We start from the raw sequence: 19,788 nt of genomic DNA, 5'->3' as shown, positions 1-19,788 counted from the left end.
CTATTAATAATTTGAAGTTTTTTTTGCAATTCCTTCCTTATTCTCTTCTGTTCTTCTTTGGATTTTGGTATAAACTCTAATCGTTTTCCTATCCCTTCATCTAAAAACTCAGGAGTGTAACCTGAACGCTCTATTATTCTGTTCTTTGCTCTAAAATCATATAATTCTAAGTGGAAATGCAAATTTAAAAACTGATAAAGATACTCCCAAAACGACATAATTCTAAAAATTAGATTTTCAAAGTAATAGGCTGTTACTCTATAAGTTTTATTTAGCTCTCGCATTGATTTGAAGACTGCATATGTACTTAAAAGTTCACCATTATAATAATTTTCTGTCCCAATCATTAATGGATATGCGGTTAACATTCTATTACTAGAAGCATTTTCAGCTTTTTTATTAGTAAAAAAGCTACTGTAATGCTTCTTATGAATACTCTCTGCACGTTTTAAAACCTTTTTATCAATGTACATCAAGTCTTTAAAACTCAAAGATTTATCCATTTCCTAACCACCCTTTTATAATATTCTTTGAAATTACTGATAAAGCGTAACCCTTGAGTCGTGTACAAAGTTTATAATCTCTTTTATTGTATCTCTTGAAAATTCTGACAACTTTCTATAGTGCTTGTCGTATAATTGCCTTCCTTCATCACCCACCCATTGATAATCAATGTTTAATTCAGGATATAAGTATAGTCTATTGTTTTTGGGAAAGAAATTTGTTACTAAGTGATTTGTATAGTCATCAAGAGCCTTTAACAATTTAGAAAATACCTTCTGCAATTCTTCATTAAAAAACTTTTTTGTTGGTCTAGAATACACGTAAACAAAATCATCTATCATCTCTCTTGTTTTACTCTCATAGGAACAGTAAGTTGATATTTGCCCAATGATATCAACAAAATACTCCTGCTCGACTTTATTGATTACCTCGCTTAATAATGTTTCATCCAATTCAAACAACTTTTGATTCTGTTGAGGTTTTACACTATTTTCTCCTTCGAGGTCAGTACTTCTGACCCAACCCCGAAAATGATACTCAGTTTTATCTTTTCTAACAAATTCCTGTAAAGAATAAGAAACTTCGGTTGCTATTTCACTTATATTTTCAACAAACTTTACCAAGTTTGATAGCACCAATTTTTTAAAGTCATTATATTTTTTGACATTAGGTTCTCTTACATCACGTTCAAATAGTTCAAGACTTATGTCTGCACTTTTCTTGTTAATTAAGTATTGTTCATTTAAAACAATAGAAAAAACTGGTATTTTATGTTTCATTGCAAATTCATATTCTAGCTGAGTGTAACTTTTTCCTGTTTCAGGTTCTATTGAACCGTACTTTCCTCCTAGTATTAGCATAAGAATGTCTGACTCTTTTATCCATTCTTCTATAACCTGCCATTGACTTTTACTAGCAGCAGTAAACAACTCCATTCCTGCGGGTATATGACCTGCTCTCAGAATACCTTCAACTGCTTTCTGCCTTTCATCCTTCAAATCTAAATATGTTGAAGAAACAAATACTTGTAGTTTTTTGTTCATTTATCTCACCCTCCCAAATATTACTTTTTTATTATGGCAATAAATAGAAAAAAATTAAAGTTATACCGCTCTCAAACAAAGAATATGTAAAATAATAAATAAGAGTGGTAACTGCCCCACCTCCCCGCTACCCATTGCCCTAGTAAAAGGACTATCTCCTTTTAAAAAGAGTATCCTTTGTTTTACCTGTAAGTAATTTTTTCAAATATTATTGTACGTCAACTTAAAATTGTACACCCCTTCTTACCGTGTGATATATCTATAAGAAATTACAATAATATTCTGAAAAGGATTCCATTTTGATCAATTTGTTTTTCACTTTGGATATGGAAAAAGAATTCAAATTCAACGATTTTAGTATAGATGATATTATCTACCCTTAAACAAGAAGAAAGAGCCCACCCAAAAAGTTAAATAACTTAATGGAAGAACTCTTCTAAAAATCTCAACGTCTATTATCGGTCTTTTTTTCGGACACCTGGATTGTCAAAGGTAGTTATTAACATTGATATAACAAGGTTTAAAAACCTAAATTACATCATGCCGCCCATTCCGCCCATGCCACCCATGTCAGGCATTCCGCCGCCACCAGCGTTGTCGTCTTCTGGTAGGTCAGCTACAACTGCTTCAGTTGTTAGGAACATTGCTGCCACAGATGCTGCGTTTTGAAGTGCGTAACGTGTTACTTTAGTTGGATCAACGATTCCAGCTTCGACCATGTTTACCCATTCGCCGGTTGCTGCGTTGAATCCTATGCCAACCGCTTCTCCTTTAAGACGTTCTACGATAATAGAACCTTCAAGGCCTGCGTTGTGCGCGATTTGACGTACTGGCTCTTCTAGTGCACGACGTACAATGTTAGCACCAGTAGCTTCATCACCAACTAGATCCAATTCGCTTACTTTTTTGTATACGCTCACTAGTGCAGTACCACCACCAGCTACGATACCTTCTTCTACTGCTGCGCGAGTAGAGTTCAATGCATCTTCAATACGAAGTTTACGTTCTTTTAGCTCAGTTTCAGTTGCAGCACCAACTTTGATTACTGCCACACCGCCAGCTAATTTAGCAAGACGTTCTTGTAGTTTCTCTTTATCAAACTCTGAAGTTGATTCTTCAGCTTGTGCACGGATTTGTGCTACACGGGAAGAAATTGTTTCAGGGTTTCCGCCACCTTCAACTACTGTAGTTGATTCTTTTGTAACAACTACTTTAGTAGCGCGACCTAATTGTTCGATTGTAGTGCTCTTAAGATCAAGTCCAAGATCTTCTGTAATTACTTCTGCACCAGTTAATGTAGCAAGGTCTTCAAGCATTGCTTTACGACGATCGCCAAAGCCAGGTGCTTTAACTGCTACTGCATTAAATGTTCCACGAAGTTTGTTTACAACTAGTGTTGCAAGTGCTTCTCCTTCAACATCTTCTGCTACTAATAGAAGTGGTTTACCTTGTTGTACAACTTGCTCTAGTACTGGTAATACTTCCTGGATGTTACCAATCTTCTTGTCAGTGATTAGAATATATGGATCTTCTAATACTGCTTCCATTTTGTCCTGATCTGTAACCATGTATGGAGAAGCATAGCCGCGATCAAATTGCATACCTTCAACAACTTCTAGCTCTGTGTTGAAACCTTTTGATTCTTCGATAGTAATAACACCGTCATTACCAACGCGTTCCATTGCTTCTGCAATAAGGTTACCTACTTCATCATCACCAGATGAAATTGCTGCAACCTGTGCAATTGATTCTTTGTTTTCAATCGGTTTAGAAATTGCTTGCAATTCTCTTACAGCAAGTTCTACAGCTTTTTCAATTCCGCGGCGAACGCCAACTGGATTTGCACCAGATGCAACGTTTTTAAGTCCTTCACGGATCATTGCTTGAGCTAAAACAGTTGCAGTTGTTGTACCGTCACCAGCAACATCATTTGTTTTTGATGCAACTTCTGATACAAGCTGTGCACCCATATTTTCGAAGTGATCTTCTAGTTCGATTTCTTTTGCAATTGTTACACCATCATTTGTAATTAATGGAGAACCATACTTTTTATCCAGAACAACGTTACGTCCTTTTGGTCCAAGTGTTACTTTAACAGCATCTGCTAATGTATCTACACCTCGTAGCATTGCACGGCGAGCGTCTTCACTAAATTTAATTTGTTTAGCCATTTAAAAAACCTCCTCAATTTCTTTTCCTAAGTAAAATTGCCGTTGCTGTTTAATTTACAACAGCTAAAATATCATTTTCACGAAGAACCAAGTATTCTTTACCTTCGTACTTCACTTCTGTTCCAGCAAATTTTGAAAAAATAATGCGATTTCCTTCAGAAACTTCTAAAGCAATTCTTTCTCCATTATCTGTTACACGTCCAGTTCCTACTGCAACGACCATACCTTCTTGCGGCTTTTCCTTTGCAGAGTCTGGAAGCACAATACCGCTTGCAGTTTTTTCCTCTTGTTCAACAAGCTCGATTACAACACGATCTCCTAGTGGTTTAATCATGTAGACAACCTCCTTCAATTCATTTTGCTATTTATTATGATTGTTAGCACTCTACACAACTGAGTGCTAATTCCAATTATTATCATAAGTAATACGAGACAAAATTGCAAGTAATTGGAAGCTATATTGCAAAAAAATATTTCGACATTATCTCCATAATCCATTCTATTATAAGCATGACCCCAAATATGATAATATAGAGATATAAGTTTTTAAACTAAAGTTACTAGAACTTTACAGTACTGCATACACTGGTAAACATATATTTAATTTACTGAAGGAGTCGTTCAAATTTGACCAAGCGTTACTGGTATGTAATTTTAACCTATATAATTATGCAATTTTCCGGGGTTATTTTTTCCCCTCTTTTATACGCCGCGCTTCCAATAAGTGAGTTCCAGGCAGTTATTTATTGGACAATCTTCAGTTTTACCGCTGGGGTTATCGCCATACTGTTTATCATGAAACCTGATATGCAGATACCCGCAACCCGGGATGCTTCAAAACCTGGCGCAATTATACTGTGGTCTATTGCAGGTTTGTTCATGGCTTATTTCGCTCAGTATATAGCGGTGATCATTGAAGTTCAGCTGTTAGGGATTAAACAGGGATCTGCTAATACGCAGATGATCATTGATATCACGCGTGCAGCACCTATATTTATGATTATCCCTGCAATCATTGCACCAATCGCAGAAGAGATTATTTTCCGGAAGATTATATTTGGTTCCCTTTATAAAAAAATGAATTTCTTTCTAGCCGCACTTTTATCTGCTTTGGCATTCGGGATTATTCATGGCGAACCAGAGCATATTCTGATCTATAGTTCGATGGGTTTTGTATTTGCTTACCTTTATGTTAAAACAAAGCGGATTATTGTTCCAATCATTGTTCACATGTCATTAAATTCTATTTCGGTACTTGTTCAATTTTTATTAACGCCGGAAGATTTAGAGAGAATGCAGCAGCAACTCGAACAAATGCAAATGATCTTAGTTGGGGGCTAATATTTTTATGAAAACATCACCAAAAGTTATGGCTAATATATATTTCATTATGGGTATATTATTTGTCTACATGGCTACACAGAGTGCGGGGGAAACAGTTTGGAATTCTTCCACTATTCTTCTCGCAATCATTGCTACACTTGATTTCGGTGTAGCAATACGACTCATGCGCAACCATATGCGTAATAAGGAGAAGACAAAGTAGCAGCTGTTGCTCAGCTTATTGGGTTCTGTTAAAACCTATAACACTGCAAATTACAACAAAAAGTGCAGATGAAATTGTGTAACGAATCGCACCGTATTTAGTTGAAGAAAAATCTCAGTTCACTGAACTGAGATTTTTCTTATTGTTTATTTAAGTACATTTAGTAGGATTTGTTATTAAAACAGTCTTCACAAATAAATTTACCTTGGTTTCTTATGTATGCTTTTATTTCAGTAATGCCCTTTCGCTTAGGGTATCGCATTTTGATAAAAACAACGTCATCTCCCTTAAACATACAATACATTTAGGTTTATCCCACAACACACGCTAAACATCCTCCAATTATTATCCCTCTTAACTATACAAATTTTTAATAAAAGCTATTTCACTGCCCTGCGGCTAAAGTTAAACAAGGATGCGTTGCCTTATCATTCATTTCTAGTATTTATTCGATGGGCAAACATCGCAATGATACCTATTGGAACTCCAAAAAACATGTACAAGGCTATAACTGGAATTATCCCTTCGATTGTCATAGTGTTATTTAAAATGACAACAGTAAGCATAAACAAAGTTATGAAAGTAAAAAACAAGCCTAATCCTTTTCTTTTTCCACGAAAAGCAGAAATTCCAGACACCAACATATCCGCTGTTACTAAACCAAAAATTAGTTGGATTGACGGTAGTAATAATAATTCATCATTATGTGTAATTAAAGCAAAACTGGAGAAAAGTGTTGTGATAACCCCAATAATAATAGAAAGTACTTTTTTGTTTAACAAAGTATCCTCCCGTTAGCACAATAAGCTAAATGTTGAATTTATCCTACGGTAGTTATAGAATAATAAGCAATAATACCTAACAATGCAAAGATTTGAATAATAATTCCAACCGAGCTACAAATCAAACCCGAAGTCGCTAAACCTCTACCATTCTCATTTGTTTTTTCAATTTCTTTTATTGCTTTTCTTGATACCACAACCCCGATCACACCAAGGACTAAGCCAACTACTGGTATTAAAATCGAAAGAATTCCTACTGTTAAAGAAATGGCCGAATTACTATTTGTTTTAATTTTTTCAACCATTTGAATCCCCCCTCACCTTAAAGTTTTACTACAAAGCGCCAAACTTCTTTCTAAACAAAACTGCAGCATTATTCCGATAAAAATAACGGACTGCTGATTTTATCTTTAATTGTGAAAAAGTTTATGAAAGTCTTTATCACGAATTAACAGATCTTCTATTTTATGTTCTGCGTTCATATTAGCTTCCCCATCCACAAATACCACTTCTGATGATTGACTGCCTTCTTTTTGGTACTGTACTTCTACGGTGAAATCATAAATTATCTCTTTAGATTCTGTTTTCTCGTATTCAATGTTTTTTACCTTTAATTTGTAATTGTTTCGAATTGGCTCCATCATTAATGACCAACTGTAATTATTAACAAAGTGCAGGTAGGACGTATCATTTGCAAAATAATCTTTATATAGTTTTTCTTCATATTTCACGAAATCTTCGAGTCCCTCTTCCGACACTTTTTTTAATTCATCACTTGGACGTGTAAGGGCATTCTGTAATACAGCTTCAATCGTTTGTATATTCTCATCTTGCGTTTTCGTTTCTGTTTTTTCGGTACAACCAGCTACTATTAAGAGAAGTGAAACAGATAAAGCGATTACAACAAATGCATACATTCGTTTTTTCAAATGAATCTCCTCCTATATGATTAATACGATAAATGCGTTAAATCTAAACTATCTTGTTCTTCATCTCTTGTACCCACTTGTTCTATAAAAACCCTATCAGGATTAATTGAAATTTCCTGGGATTTTCACGAGAACATAATTTCCAGTCCACATTTGAGTAGTAGCAATCAATCTTTCTCCGTCATTTTCAAAGAACAAACCACTGCCGTCTTTCTGTTTAAATTCCCACCCATTTGATGCAATCAGTTGTTTTATATTTTCGTCGGCAATTGAAATTCCTTTGTTCTCACTACTTGTGATATACCAAATAGAATCGCCTTCTACTGCAATTTTAGTTATTTTACTATTCGATTCTTTCAGTTTGTCAATCGCTTCTTTTGCCGATATATCATTTATCGGAAGAGACGGGTAATATAATTTATTAATAAATACAAACACTACAATAACTGCTACAAAAATACCTAAAATCATCCCGAATTTTTTCACTTAATTACCTCTTTTCCAGAAGAGTTACTCCCAATTCAACTATCGGTGCTTAGCTTAAGAACTTTTCTTTACAATCTCTTTATCAACTTTACCATAAATATTCAGAATACGTTGTAAATTCAAAGGGAAAACGACTAGTGAACAAAAATTTGCACACTAGTTACTTACACTAATACCTAATGCCTCTATATGCATTTTCGGTACACTTCCCCATTAACGTTTTAATTTGACAATTACACTAACAAATATTACTATATGAACATATGTTAATATATACACACTTACAATAGTCTGTGGCGAATTGTAATAGTAATGGAGGGAATAGTATGGAAGAAAAACAGTCTGATGCAATAAAGAGCCTGGATGAGGAAACGCTGTTTGTGGTATCCCAAACGTTCAAGGCATTGGGCGATCCTACCAGGATACGAATACTGCACTTACTTTTTCAACAGGAATACTCTGTAAATACTATTGCAGAACACTTGCACCTCAGACAATCAACTGTGTCACACCAATTGCGTTTCTTAAAAAACTTACGATTAGTGAAATATCGAAGGGAAGGAACGACATTATTCTATTCACATGACGATGAGCACGTAATGAATGTCTTAAAACAAACAATTGACCATGCTTGTCACAGTTAAAGGAGGTTTAAAAAATGGGCCATGATCATGGGCATGACCATTCACATGGAGCTAACAAAAAAGCTTTACTGATAAGCTTTATCCTGACTACATTATTTATGATTGTTGAAGCTGTTGGAGGTTTCCTAACCAATAGCCTTGCATTGCTTTCTGACGCTGGGCATATGCTTAGTGATTCCATCTCACTTGGAGTTGGGCTATTTGCCTTCGTTTTAGGCGAGAGAGTTGCTAACTACAGCAAAACATATGGCTATAAGCGCTTTGAAATACTGGCGGCATTATTCAATGGCGTAACGCTTACACTAATCTCCCTCTATATATTATATGAAGCGTACCACCGTTTTATGGATCCACCGGAAGTTGCATCAACTGGAATGTTAATCATAGCTATTACCGGTTTAATCGTAAACCTTTTCGTTGCCTGGATATTACTGCGTGGTGACACAAAGGATAATTTAAACCTTCGTGCTGCATTTCTTCATGTACTCGGTGATTTACTTGGTTCCGTAGGCGCAATTATTGCTGCATTACTTATTATCTTTTTCGACTTAGGATGGGCTGATCCGCTGGCAAGTGTTATTGTTGCGGTTCTTGTATTGATAAGCGGCTGGCGGGTCACCAAAGACGCTGTCCATGTTTTAATGGAAGGTACACCGAGAAATGTTGATCTGAATGACATTATAAATACCATGGAAGATGTTCCCGGAATTATAAGTATTCATGACCTGCATGTCTGGTGTATTACCAGTGGACAGAATGCACTTTCCTGTCACGCAGTAGTTGAAGATGGCGTGTCTATTGGAGAAAGTCAAAAGTTGCTGAGGTCCTTGGAGCACAAGTTAGAACATAAAGGTATAGGTCATGTGACCATACAATTAGAAAATAAAGACCATCCTCATGATGATTCACCACTGTGTCAAACCGAACATGATTAGAGTCGAGGGACACTCATTAGAAAGCAGCATTGCCATACCTCTATACGGAGGTATGGTTTCTTCATTTAATGAACATTTTTCAACAAACTGTTTTTTCAACCTGTATTATATATAAGTAATGCTATTATTAGTGAGAAATGATAGTGATTACTCAACTTTCGCACATAGATAATCATGATGAATGCAATAAACTGTAGTACTTGTAGCACTTGAAATATGGTACTTGACACGAATGACAAATATGTCTATTCATAAAACATGTTGCTATTTACTTTGTCGTAACTGATGTAAAATGCGACATAATCAAAAATCATGTTCGGTGCACTGCGAGCGCACTGCGGAAAAACACTACGCTGCTGTGGTGAACGATAGAAATCATTTTTATGGATTTGCGCATGAATTTCCCACAATTATGAGTTGATTGGAGCGGAGGATCGTTGACTCCTGCGGGAACAGCACGAGTCTGAAGACCCCGCCTCGTTAAGTTTCTCGAGGAGACTGAAGCCGTGCCCGCGGAAAGCAACGGTCCGTAGCGGAAAACAACCAACTGTTACATCGCATTTTATATATTTTGTGCCAACTATAACAATAGATTGCGCGCTTATTCAACTATTTCAGGGAGCACCTACTTATTTCAGTCTGCGAAAGTTGAGTGATTAAAAAAGGAGCGTCATACGGTGAAACGTAAATATAGTCTATTTCTAATAATTTTTTCGTTGTTCTTTATTTCCATTCACGTAGTTTCAGTAGAAGCACACTCCTCGCTTATCAATGCTTCGCCTGGTGAGGATGCTGTATTGGATAACCCTACTAACGAGATAGAGCTGTCTTTTAATACGAAGATTGAAAATGGAAGTACGTTATTTTTAACAACAGATACCAGTGAAAAGGTTGAACCGGCTTCCATTCAAATTAATGATACTATGTTACTGGCAACTTTCAGCCAGGATCTAAGCCCTGGTACATATACCGTTAACTGGGAAGTGTTAGGTGCGGATGGTCACATTATTCAAAACAATTATTCCTTCACAGTTAAAGGTTCAGAGGAAAGTGTTCAACCAGAAAGTAAGCAGGATAAACAAGCGGCTTCCAAATCAACCGAGATTGAAACAAATACGAGTAGTAGTGAGAAGCCAACTACATTAATTTATGGTATTATTTCATTATTTGCTATAGCAGGAATTGCTTTACTTGCCTGGGTTTGGTTTGGTAGAAACAAAAAGTAAAAGGGAGATTTTTTTATGACCGTATTGGTTTCATTAACAGAGTTTATTTTATACACTTGCTTTTCTGTCCTTATCGGGGCATTAATCCTGTTATTGGTCCCGGAAAATAAAAGACCATCATTACATATCCCAAGAAAAGTACTATTTCTGGTAACAGGACTTATTCCTTTAGCAGCACTGCTTCCTGTTATCAAAACAGCTGAAATACTTTCTGGTAGTAACGGGTTTTGGTTTGTATTTAAAAGTGTTTTATTTTCTTTCGAAGTAGGAAAATCATGGTTGTTTATTGCCCTCGTTGCAACCATTCTTATCCGTGTGCTGTTGTCCAAGGAACTGAAAACAAACAAGAACATAACCATTTTTGCTCTTATATTAACTGCACTAATGCTTGTAGGTTATACGAGTTCAAGCCATGCAGCTACAATTACAGAATGGCAGGGGTTCCTTTACCACACACTTCATTTTTTAGCAGTTTCAATCTGGATAGGACTTTTACTTGTTGTTAGCTGGTTCGCTAAGAATACAGACAACTGGATCGCTTTTTTAAAGTGGTTCACCCCTGTCGCAATCGCTTGCCTTATCGTGGCATTGATTTCAGGACTTTTTACGATGACTATTGATATCAACTCATATGATGACCCTGCTGCATCGATTCTAAAAGAATATCAAAACAGCCTGATGTTTAACTATGGACAGGCATTATTGATTAAACATGTCCTTATTATTGCGCTTATAATCTTTGCCTTAGTAAATGGAATACTGTTCAGAAAAAGAAGTAAGCAACCGGCATTTAATCCATTAAAGTGGGCCAGGCTGGAAAGTGTCTTTGCACTGATTGTATTTGGCGTTACGGCTTTCATGGGTCAATCATGGCCACCTCACGAAATATTCAACTTAATGAAAACACATGGAGCCTCTCCTCTTTTTAACGCCATATACAGTGGAGATATTGTGTCCCATATTCAAAATGCAACCAAAGAAACGAGCGCTCTCTATCATGTAACTTTTTCTTTCGGTTTAGAAAGTTCCTTATTGTTCCTACTGGGTCTGTTGTTCCTGGTTATTACAATCTTCGCCGCTGTAAAAAGGCAATCGATCTTTGTTAGCGCTATTTCTTCCTTATTAATGGTTTTAGCACTGTATATTGGAATTATGGTTGGAATAAATTAGATTAAAATCAAAAAGAGACATAATCTCATTAGGGATTATGCCTCTTTTTAAAGCCTATTCCTTTTTTCCTTCTTCATCCAATGGATAATGTTTCAGGAAATATACGAGTGCCTGTAACTCCACTGCAAGATCAATATGGTGGACACGGATATTGTCAGGAACTGTAATTCTGGCAGGTGTAAAGTTTAATATACCTGAAACACCAGTGTTGACCAAACGCTCTGTAATTCCCTCAGCCTCGCTTGATGGCACTGTCAGTATAGCAACATGAATACCCTGCATTTTTTCTTCTAATTCATCAATGTGAAGAACTGGAATTCCACCAATGTCAAAGCCGACTTTACTTGGTTCTGCGTCAAATGCCTTCACAATCTTTGTATTATTGTTTTTCATAAAATTATAATGGAGGAAGGCAGTGCCTAGGTTCCCTACACCTATCAGGGCAACCTCTGTCAGTTCATCATGATCCAGTGTCTTTCGAAAAAAACTCAGTAAATGTTCGACATTGTACCCATATCCCTTTTTTCCTAAAGCACCAAAATAAGAGAAGTCACGACGAATGGTGGCTGGATCTACTTTGACAGCCTCACTCAACTCTTTTGAGGATACGCGCGTTTTACCCTGGATGTGCAGATTATTAATGAATCGGTAGTATAACGGTAACCGTTTGGCGCTGGCTTGTGGAATTTTATTTTGCAACACCATTATTCCTCCCTGTTGTCGCGGAGATAGTCTCCTGACTTACCGCCCTTTTTTTCAAGTAAATACGTATTTCCAATAACCATACCTTTATCAAGTGCTTTACACATATCGTAAACGGTCAGCGCTGTTGCCGATGCGGCTGTTAATGCCTCCATCTCAACCCCGGTACTGCCTTTTGTTTTTACAAAAGCTTCTATTAATAATTCATAATGGTTCTCAGATAACAACCAGTCGAATGTTATGTTAACTCCTTTTAATTGCAGGGGGTGACACATAGGAATCCAATCGGACGTCTTTTTTGCAGCCATAATTCCCGCAACCTGCGCAACGGCAAGTACGTCTCCTTTTTCAATTCCCTGATCAATAATTTTCGTATAGATTTCTTCTGTGACTACTATACTTGATTTGGCTATTGCAATTCGTTCCGTTTCTTTCTTCTCACTAATATCTACCATTTTTGCTCTACCTTGTTTATTAAAGTGAGTGAAATCAGTCATGTTCTCATCTCCAATTAACGTGATTGCGTGTTCAAAAAGAAGGATAAAAAGGACCGGAACATTCGATGTGTCATTTTTACCGGACTAGTTGAACAACCTCTATTACTAATATCTTAGCAGAAAAAATATAATAAGTCGTGGTTATTTCCACAAGTTATATATTGCCTCGTTACAAAGTTATACGATACACTGATAGTACTGAGGTGAACGCTATGATTATTATGCAATTGAATGACATCAGTAAGTCATTTGGCGCGGAAAAGATTTTATCCAATATAAAACTTGAAATAAAAGATCAAGATAGAATTGCGATAGTAGGAAGAAATGGTGCAGGTAAATCAACCTTACTGAAAATAATGGCTGGCGAGTTTTCCTATGATGAAGGAGTTATGCACAAGCCAAAGGATCTTTCAGTTGGTTATCTATCTCAAAATACTGGCCTTGAGTCAACCAAAACTATCTGGGATGAAATGCTAAGTGTTTTTGAGACGCTACTTCGTAAGGAACAGGAATTAAGAAAAATTGAAGAAGCTATGACACAGGCAGCCACATTGTCTGATGATAATTATAACCAGCTGCTGCAGGAATACGATACGAAACAACAGTCTTTTATTACTGAGGGCGGTTACCAGTATGCGGCTTCTATTAAGTCTGTCCTAAATGGTCTGCATTTCTATGAATCTGACTATCAAACACGGATAAGTACACTTAGTGGCGGTCAAAAAACGCGTTTGGCTTTAGGAAAACTGTTACTGCAAAAGCCTTCACTGCTTATTCTTGATGAACCAACAAACCATTTAGACATTGAAACACTTGGGTGGCTTGAAAACTACTTATCTAATTACCCTGGTGCTGTTACCATCGTATCGCATGACAGATACTTTTTGGATAAAACAGTTTCCATTGTCTATGAAATTTCCTATCATAAGGTTAGAAAATATTATGGTTCGTACAGCAAGTATTTAGAGCAGCGTGCACTCGACTATGAGCAGGAGTTTAAGGAATTTGAAAAACAACAGACAGAAATAAAGCAGCTGGAAGACTTTGTTGCTCGAAATCTGGTACGGGCTTCCACAACGAAACGGGCACAAAGCAGAAGAAAGAAGCTTGAGAAAATGGATAAGCTCGATCGGCCAAAAGGTGATGAGTCCTCAGCAAAGTTTTCTTTTGATTCTACCAAAAGAAGTGGCAATGATGTGTTAAAAATTCATGACCTGGCTTTTAAATACGATGACGGGAATCACTATTTATTCGAAAAAATGAACCTTCACGTAAACCGCAATGATAGTATAGCGCTTGTAGGACCGAATGGGGTTGGAAAAACAACTCTATTGAAAATGATTACTGGCCAATATAAACCGAGTACAGGCTCCATTCAAATTGGAACAAATGTAGAAATTGGGTACTATGACCAGGAACAAACAAATTTAAACCCCAATAATACTGTACTTCAGGAATTATGGAACAGATATCCACAGGAAAATGAGAAAGATATTCGTACAGTGTTAGGAAACTTCTTGTTTTCCGGTGACGATGTACTAAAGCCGGTACATGCCCTCAGTGGTGGAGAAAAGGCTAGACTTTCATTAGCAAAATTAATGATGTTGAACGCTAATTTTCTAGTACTGGATGAACCGACAAACCACCTGGACATTGATAGTAAGGAAGTATTGGAATCAGCACTAATCGATTATAACGGCACCATTATATTTGTTTCACATGACCGTTACTTTATTAATAAGATTGCCGAACAGGTTGTTGAAATACAAACGGATCACGTTACTAACTACCTGGGCGATTATGATTACTATATTGCAAAAAAAGAAGAACAGGCCGAAAGAGAACGTCTGCAGCAAGAGCAACTGAAATCGGTTGCAGCTGATACAGGAAAATCGAGTTTCAAAGAGGAAAAGGTACGTCAACGTGAAGAACGCAAAGTACAACGCCGTATTGAGGAACTGGAAAACATGATTGAGGAAAAAGAAAATGAATTAGCAGGCCTTGAATTAGAAATGACTAAGCCCGAAGTTTTCCAGGATCATGAGAAAGCTTTGGCGCTTACACAGGAATCAAGTGACATTAAACAAACGCTTGAACAACTAATGGAAGAGTGGACAGAGCTTCAGGAATAAGGAAGTTAGACGGGAAAATCAACCTTCCTGGCCCGGAATCAACCGTTATTCGGTAGTATCAACCTTCCTGGCCGGGAATCAACCGTTATCCGAAAGTATCAACCTTCCTGGCACGGAATCAACCGTTATCCGGAAGTATCAACCTTCCTGGCCGGGAATCAACCGTTATTCGGTAGTATCGACCGTCCTGGCCGGGAATCAACCGTTATATGGAAGTATCAACCTTCCTGGCCCGGAATCAACCGTTATCCGAAAGTATCAACCTTCCTGGCACGGAATCAACCGTTATCCGGAAGTATCAACCGTCCTGGCGGGAAATCAACCGTTATATGGAAGTATCAACCTTCCTGGCTGGGAATCAACCGTTATCCGAAAGTATCAACCTTCCTGGCCCAGAATCAACCGTTATCCGGAAGTATCAACCTTCCTGGCCGGGAATCAACCGTTATCCGGAAGTATCAACCTTCCTGGCACGGAATCAACCGTTATCCGAAAGTATCAACCTTCCTGGCACGGAAATAAAAAGCTGATTCCTCTGCTTATCGCAGAAAAGAATCAGCTTTTTATTTTATCCACATATATTCTAATACAATTACTAGCGTAATAAATGGTTTTCAACAAGGTTATACACATTATCCACAAGCAACGATTGATTTATCCACATTTTCTGTCCACATATTAATTGGTTGTTTAACTATGTTCTACTAATTACATCCACAGGCTTGTTGATAAATTCTATTTTAGTACTAAGGAAGGGTTAGCGTTCATGTCCCAACCAGAGCGATTGCCTTGTTCATAAGCAATTGTTCCTGCTGCAGCGATCATCGCAGCATTATCTGTACACAAGTTAATTGGTGGAATTAACAAGGGTATATCTGTTTTTACAAATTGCTCGTTAAGCGCTTGACGAAGGCCTTTATTGGCGGCCACGCCTCCAGCAACAATAACTTGTTTAACATTGTGTTTAATCGCGGCTTGATAAGTCTTTTTCGTTAAGACTTCAACAACGCTTGCTTGAAAACTTGCTGCAATATCTGCCGGATTAATTTTTTCCCCACGTTGTTCTGCATTGTGGATAGTGTTGATAACTGAAGATTTCAACCCACTAAAACTAAAGTTAAAGCTGCCTTCCTCTAACCATGCACGTGGTAGGGGAATAGTTTCCTCACCTTCAGCTGCCATGCGGTCAACATGTGGACCACCTGGATAAGGTAGCTTAAGCATCCGCGCAACCTTGTCATACGCCTCACCTGCTGCGTCATCAAGTGTTTCCCCTATTACTTCATAGTTACCATGTTCACGCATCAGTACGAGCTCTGTATGTCCTCCTGATACTACCAATGCTAACAATGGGAATTCAAATTCCTTTTCCAGGCGATTTGCATATATATGACCTGCTATGTGGTGAACACCAACAAGAGGCTTCTGTTTTGCAAAAGCTATTGCTTTCGCCATATTTACACCGATAAGCAATGCGCCCACTAGTCCTGGTCCCTCTGTAACCGTAATCGCATCGACCTGTTCCCAGGTTACTTCAGCCTGATTGAATGCCTCTTCCAAAACAATAGTCATTTGTTCAACATGGTGTCTGGAAGCAATTTCCGGAACAACTCCACCAAATCGTTTATGACTCTCAATTTGAGATGCTACAACATTCGACAAAACTTCCGTACCGTTTTTTAAAATAGCTACCGCTGTTTCATCACAGCTTGTTTCAATTCCCATAATGTATGTATCTTTTTTCATTGTAAGTTCACCCACATAACTATCGCATCCTCTTTATTATCCGTATAATAATTTTTCCGCAGTCCACCTGGTACAAGCCCGAACTTGCGGTACATTCGTTGCGCTACAATATTTGAAACCCTTACTTCAAGAGATAAGCGACTGCTTCCTAATCGTATCGCCTGTTCCATCGTATATTTAAATAGTTTTTCACCTAATTTATTACCTCGTAACGTTGGCATTATGGCTATGTTAGTAATTTGTGCATCATCAATTACTACCCATAGTCCTGCATAACCAACCACCTTTTCATCTACTTCTACTACGAAGTAATGAGCAAATTGGTTATTCACTATCTCCTGGTAAAAAATATCTTCTGTCCATGCGCTGCTGAATGACATTTTTTCAACTTCAACTACCGCGTCTATGTCTGTTAGCTCCATTAACCTGACTACTAACTCAGGCATTTGTCTTATCCTTTTGTGCTTTTAACCAATTCGCTTCTGCTTCAACCAACCGTAAGTAATTTGGTGTTAATGCATGCGTGTTTTCTGCCTGTTTATCCTTACCTGCCAATGCTAAATGAGAAGGTTTTGCTATATGGTAATTCAAGTCCGGTATATAAGCTAAGTCACCAATTTTTTCCTTTATTAACGACCGATGCATCTCTATATCCTGACTTAAGAAAAGGACTTGCTTTTGATCATTTGCTATGTAATCCAACCACTCATCCATTCGTATGTTTACCTCTTTTTCAACTAATACCATCCGGTCATCAGCCCATTGATATAAGCCTGTATAAACCAACCCACGTCTGGCATCGAAAAATGGGCAAATGTATGAATTGAAAAAGCTGCCCTGATAGGCGAGTGTCTCTAAACTGGACACTCCCTTTACAGGAATTCCTAGTGACCAAGCCATTGCTTTCGCAGTTGCTAGTCCTATTCGAACACCAGTAAATGACCCAGGCCCTTTAGCAACTACAATTTCATCTAACTGATCTGGCAGCATTGATGTATCATTCATTAATTGATCAATAGCTGGCATAAGCCGCACAGAATGGTTTTTAGTTAAGTTTGTTACGACTTCACCAACTAACACGTTATCTTTTACCAGGGCTACACCCATAATCTGATTGGATGTATCTATCGCAAGAACATTCATATTGGAATCCCCCCTTACTCATAATTATAATTTTTCTTTCAAGGAAGCAATAATAGAATCAAAACGACTTCCTCTTGGGCAAAACTGAATTAACCTGCTTTGCTCATCAATATGGTTAATTTTTATATCTAAGCGTTCTTTGGGTAGATATTCTTTAATAAAGTGCGCCCACTCTACGATAGATATACCATCACCTTCGAAGTATTCCGAAAAACCGATATCTTCTTCAGAATCCTCCAGTCTATAGACATCCATATGGTATAAAGGCAGATCTCCTTCATACTCCTTAACAATTGTATAGGTTGGACTGTTTACAATTCTTTTTACACCTAGACCAGTGGCAATGCCTTTAGTGAAAGTTGTTTTACCAGCTCCTAAATCCCCTTCGAGTGTTACCACATCGCCAGGTCCTAATAAACCAGCCAACTGAGCAGCTATTACCTTAGTATCTTCTTCTGTGTGCGTTTTAATTTGGTGTTCATTCATTTCATCACCTATTTCAAATGATTATATCCGTCTTTTTTCAACGGAACTCTACTATTATTTTCATGCAGATAAGCATAATGATTGTTGTATTCACTGACATAACCTATTTCCGTTACAGTTACTCCTATACGGTTTGCGGCTTGTTGCACAGATTGCCAATTCTGTTTTGATACTGTTCCAACCAACTCAAAATCTTCTCCGCCAAACAGCTTCCATTTCTTTTGAAGATCGCTTGGGAATTGTGAAAATGATTCTGATACAGGAAGTGCAGTTTCAGTTATATGTAATGTGACCTGTGAAGCTTCAGCAATTTCTATTGCCTCACTACCCACTCCATCACTTATGTCATTTAATGCAACCCGATCAATTTCCTGTATTTGTTGTGCAAATTCTATTTGAGGGATTGGCGATCGATGCTTTTGAATATAATACGATTCATCCTGATAGGTATCAGTACCGTTAAGAATATGAAATCCTGCTTGAGAATTACCAAGTGTACCTGTTACAAAAACAATATCACCTTCTCGTGCATCACTTCGGTACCTTGCTTTCTTCTGTGGTACATACCCAATAACAGTGACAGAGATGGACAATTGCTGACCGCTGACTGTATCTCCACCAATTAGATCCATTCTATATCTTGAGGCTAGTGAGCGCATCCCTTCAAAAATGTCTGCTCTATCAGTAGAGGGTAAACTTTTGGGTAATGTAATAGAAACAAGATAAAATGCCGGTCTGGCTCCCATTGCTGCAATGTCACTAATATTTGCAGCAAGTACCCTGTGACCTATATGAGATGGATTCATTGTTTCCAACGAAAAATGTATATCTTCGACAAATGTATCTACAGCAACGACGACCTCCTCGGATGTCTGGCGAAAAACTGCGGCGTCGTCTCCTATACCTTTGATCAAAGAGGATTGCATATAAGACTTTTGTTTAATCGAGTTAATAAAATCAAATTCATCCATTATGTAACACCAACCTTTGTTTCTTCTTGTCTGTTAGTTGATCCTATAGCAATCATAGCAAAAAAGGAGGGTAATTGAAAAAATACGTAACTAATCATTAACATAACTTTAATCTTATTCAGGACTGAAAATGTGGGATGAGTTTGTGGTGCCTGTCCCTCTGCGCTCACCTATTTATCGTAGCTTAGCCATATTTGGACAAACAAAAACACATGTTTCATATATAAATGAAAAACATGTGTGACATTTTTTAAGTAGTGGCGGTCCGGACGGGACTCGAACCCGCGACCTCCTGCGTGACAGGCAGGCATTCTAACCAACTGAACTACCGGACCACTATATATTATTTTTTAAATTGGTTGCGGGGGCAGGATTCGAACCTGCGACCTTTGGGTTATGAGCCCAACGAGCTACCGGACTGCTCCACCCCGCGATATGAGAAAGTATTACATTTTTAGTACAGCCTGGCGACGTCCTACTCTTGCAGGGACAAAGTTCCAACTACCATCGGCGCTGGAGAGCTTAACTACTGTGTTCGGTATGGGAACAGGTGTGTCTTCTCCGCTATTACTACCAGACTGTGTTAAAAATTAGGCACAAAAATTATTATAAACCGTTTCGCATGAAAATGCAAGCGATTTTTAAATTTTATACCCTAAAAACTAAATAAGAGCG

23 protein-coding genes, 2 tRNA genes and 1 rRNA gene are annotated in these 19,788 nt (G+C 37.6%); 8 read left to right on the top strand and 18 right to left on the bottom strand.

Annotated features, from left to right (window positions below; genetic code table 11):
- The 4 genes from ACOI1D_RS16760 to groES form a co-directional block, all read right to left on the bottom strand.
- Positions 1-503, bottom strand: a 503-nt coding sequence (locus ACOI1D_RS16760) for a hypothetical protein (protein WP_422502793.1), incomplete at its 3' end; no start/stop codon positions are given.
- A 33-nt stretch (positions 504-536) separates the two neighbouring features.
- Positions 537-1,547, bottom strand: a complete 1,011-nt coding sequence (locus tag ACOI1D_RS16755) for a DUF4062 domain-containing protein (RefSeq protein WP_422502791.1) — start codon at positions 1,545-1,547, stop codon at positions 537-539.
- Positions 1,548-2,080: 533 nt separating this feature from the next.
- Complete coding sequence (gene groL, locus ACOI1D_RS16750) at positions 2,081-3,718, bottom strand: chaperonin GroEL (RefSeq protein ID WP_422502790.1); 1,638 nt, start codon at positions 3,716-3,718, stop codon at positions 2,081-2,083.
- A gap of 49 nt (positions 3,719-3,767) precedes the next feature.
- Positions 3,768-4,052 carry a co-chaperone GroES gene (gene groES / locus ACOI1D_RS16745; protein ID WP_422502788.1) on the bottom strand — a complete coding sequence of 95 codons (285 nt, stop codon included), beginning with the start codon at positions 4,050-4,052 and terminating at the stop codon, positions 3,768-3,770.
- A 293-nt stretch (positions 4,053-4,345) separates the two neighbouring features.
- Here groES and ACOI1D_RS16740 point away from each other — a divergent pair, with 293 nt between their 5' ends.
- Both ACOI1D_RS16740 and ACOI1D_RS16735 read left to right on the top strand, forming a co-directional pair.
- Positions 4,346-5,059, top strand: coding sequence for a CPBP family intramembrane glutamic endopeptidase (locus ACOI1D_RS16740; RefSeq protein ID WP_422502786.1), 714 nt, complete (start codon positions 4,346-4,348; stop codon positions 5,057-5,059).
- 7 nt (positions 5,060-5,066) lie between these two features.
- Complete coding sequence (locus ACOI1D_RS16735; RefSeq protein WP_422502784.1) at positions 5,067-5,264, top strand: YdiK family protein; 198 nt, start codon at positions 5,067-5,069, stop codon at positions 5,262-5,264.
- A 428-nt stretch (positions 5,265-5,692) separates the two neighbouring features.
- Here the strand turns inward: ACOI1D_RS16735 and ACOI1D_RS16730 are convergent, their stop codons facing one another.
- From ACOI1D_RS16730 to ACOI1D_RS16715, 4 genes are all read right to left on the bottom strand, one after another.
- Complete coding sequence (locus ACOI1D_RS16730; protein WP_422502783.1) at positions 5,693-6,046, bottom strand: hypothetical protein; 354 nt, start codon at positions 6,044-6,046, stop codon at positions 5,693-5,695.
- Positions 6,047-6,084: 38 nt separating this feature from the next.
- The gene (locus ACOI1D_RS16725) at positions 6,085-6,351 is read right to left on the bottom strand and encodes a DUF4190 domain-containing protein (protein ID WP_422502781.1); all 267 of its coding nucleotides are present in this window, start codon (positions 6,349-6,351) and stop codon (positions 6,085-6,087) included.
- Positions 6,352-6,456: 105 nt separating this feature from the next.
- Positions 6,457-6,975, bottom strand: a complete 519-nt coding sequence (locus tag ACOI1D_RS16720) for a hypothetical protein (protein WP_422502780.1) — start codon at positions 6,973-6,975, stop codon at positions 6,457-6,459.
- 102 nt (positions 6,976-7,077) lie between these two features.
- Positions 7,078-7,461: a hypothetical protein gene (locus ACOI1D_RS16715; RefSeq protein WP_422502778.1), complete on the bottom strand. Its 384-nt coding sequence runs from the start codon at positions 7,459-7,461 to the stop codon at positions 7,078-7,080.
- A gap of 326 nt (positions 7,462-7,787) precedes the next feature.
- On the opposite strand from ACOI1D_RS16715, the gene ACOI1D_RS16710 reads away from it, so the two are divergent.
- The 4 genes from ACOI1D_RS16710 (at position 7,788) to ACOI1D_RS16695 (ending at position 11,436) form a co-directional block, all read left to right on the top strand.
- Positions 7,788-8,105 (top strand): ArsR/SmtB family transcription factor, encoded by a 318-nt coding sequence (locus tag ACOI1D_RS16710; protein WP_422502777.1) that lies wholly within the window; start codon positions 7,788-7,790, stop codon positions 8,103-8,105.
- A 14-nt stretch (positions 8,106-8,119) separates the two neighbouring features.
- Positions 8,120-9,040 carry a cation diffusion facilitator family transporter gene (locus ACOI1D_RS16705; protein ID WP_422502776.1) on the top strand — a complete coding sequence of 307 codons (921 nt, stop codon included), beginning with the start codon at positions 8,120-8,122 and terminating at the stop codon, positions 9,038-9,040.
- Positions 9,041-9,717: 677 nt separating this feature from the next.
- Positions 9,718-10,266, top strand: a complete 549-nt coding sequence (locus ACOI1D_RS16700; protein ID WP_422502775.1) for a copper resistance CopC family protein — start codon at positions 9,718-9,720, stop codon at positions 10,264-10,266.
- Positions 10,267-10,281: 15 nt separating this feature from the next.
- On the top strand, positions 10,282-11,436 hold the full coding sequence (locus tag ACOI1D_RS16695; RefSeq protein ID WP_422502774.1) for a copper resistance D family protein: 1,155 nt from the start codon (positions 10,282-10,284) through the stop codon (positions 11,434-11,436).
- A 54-nt stretch (positions 11,437-11,490) separates the two neighbouring features.
- Here the strand turns inward: ACOI1D_RS16695 and ACOI1D_RS16690 are convergent, their stop codons facing one another.
- Positions 11,491-12,141, bottom strand: coding sequence for a redox-sensing transcriptional repressor Rex (locus tag ACOI1D_RS16690; RefSeq protein WP_422502772.1), 651 nt, complete (start codon positions 12,139-12,141; stop codon positions 11,491-11,493).
- Entirely contained in the window at positions 12,141-12,635 is a 495-nt protein-coding gene (gene moaC / locus ACOI1D_RS16685) for a cyclic pyranopterin monophosphate synthase MoaC (RefSeq protein ID WP_422502771.1), read from the bottom strand. Before moaC ends, ACOI1D_RS16690 begins: the two co-directional genes overlap by 1 nt.
- 212 nt (positions 12,636-12,847) lie before the next feature.
- Here moaC and ACOI1D_RS16680 point away from each other — a divergent pair, with 212 nt between their 5' ends.
- Positions 12,848-14,767 (top strand): ABC-F family ATP-binding cassette domain-containing protein, encoded by a 1,920-nt coding sequence (locus ACOI1D_RS16680; protein ID WP_422502769.1) that lies wholly within the window; start codon positions 12,848-12,850, stop codon positions 14,765-14,767.
- 209 nt (positions 14,768-14,976) lie between these two features.
- On the top strand, positions 14,977-15,297 hold the full coding sequence (locus tag ACOI1D_RS16675) for a hypothetical protein (protein WP_422502767.1): 321 nt from the start codon (positions 14,977-14,979) through the stop codon (positions 15,295-15,297).
- 205 nt (positions 15,298-15,502) lie between these two features.
- Here ACOI1D_RS16675 and tsaD read toward each other — a convergent pair whose 3' ends face one another.
- From tsaD to rrf, 8 genes are all read right to left on the bottom strand, one after another.
- The gene (gene tsaD / locus ACOI1D_RS16670) at positions 15,503-16,513 is read right to left on the bottom strand and encodes a tRNA (adenosine(37)-N6)-threonylcarbamoyltransferase complex transferase subunit TsaD (protein WP_422502766.1); all 1,011 of its coding nucleotides are present in this window, start codon (positions 16,511-16,513) and stop codon (positions 15,503-15,505) included.
- Entirely contained in the window at positions 16,510-16,959 is a 450-nt protein-coding gene (rimI, locus tag ACOI1D_RS16665; protein ID WP_422502764.1) for a ribosomal protein S18-alanine N-acetyltransferase, read from the bottom strand. Before rimI ends, tsaD begins: the two co-directional genes overlap by 4 nt.
- Positions 16,952-17,656 (bottom strand): tRNA (adenosine(37)-N6)-threonylcarbamoyltransferase complex dimerization subunit type 1 TsaB, encoded by a 705-nt coding sequence (gene tsaB, locus ACOI1D_RS16660; RefSeq protein WP_422502762.1) that lies wholly within the window; start codon positions 17,654-17,656, stop codon positions 16,952-16,954. The genes rimI and tsaB overlap by 8 nt, the downstream gene beginning before the upstream one ends.
- 24 nt (positions 17,657-17,680) lie before the next feature.
- The gene (tsaE, locus tag ACOI1D_RS16655; RefSeq protein ID WP_422502760.1) at positions 17,681-18,142 is read right to left on the bottom strand and encodes a tRNA (adenosine(37)-N6)-threonylcarbamoyltransferase complex ATPase subunit type 1 TsaE; all 462 of its coding nucleotides are present in this window, start codon (positions 18,140-18,142) and stop codon (positions 17,681-17,683) included.
- An 8-nt stretch (positions 18,143-18,150) separates the two neighbouring features.
- Complete coding sequence (gene thiL, locus ACOI1D_RS16650) at positions 18,151-19,113, bottom strand: thiamine-phosphate kinase (protein ID WP_422502758.1); 963 nt, start codon at positions 19,111-19,113, stop codon at positions 18,151-18,153.
- Positions 19,114-19,371: 258 nt separating this feature from the next.
- Positions 19,372-19,448, bottom strand: a tRNA-Asp gene (locus ACOI1D_RS16645).
- A gap of 21 nt (positions 19,449-19,469) precedes the next feature.
- A tRNA-Met gene (locus ACOI1D_RS16640) sits at positions 19,470-19,546 on the bottom strand.
- A 29-nt stretch (positions 19,547-19,575) separates the two neighbouring features.
- A 5S ribosomal RNA gene (gene rrf / locus ACOI1D_RS16635) occupies positions 19,576-19,691 on the bottom strand.
- Positions 19,692-19,788 lie beyond the last annotated feature (97 nt).

This window comes from Virgibacillus sp. DJP39, from assembly GCF_049310925.1.
In the GTDB taxonomy this organism is placed as follows: domain Bacteria; phylum Bacillota; class Bacilli; order Bacillales; family Amphibacillaceae; genus Virgibacillus_F.
The sequence above is the reverse complement of the archived record's forward strand: the minus strand, read 5'-3'. Positions and strand labels throughout refer to the sequence as shown.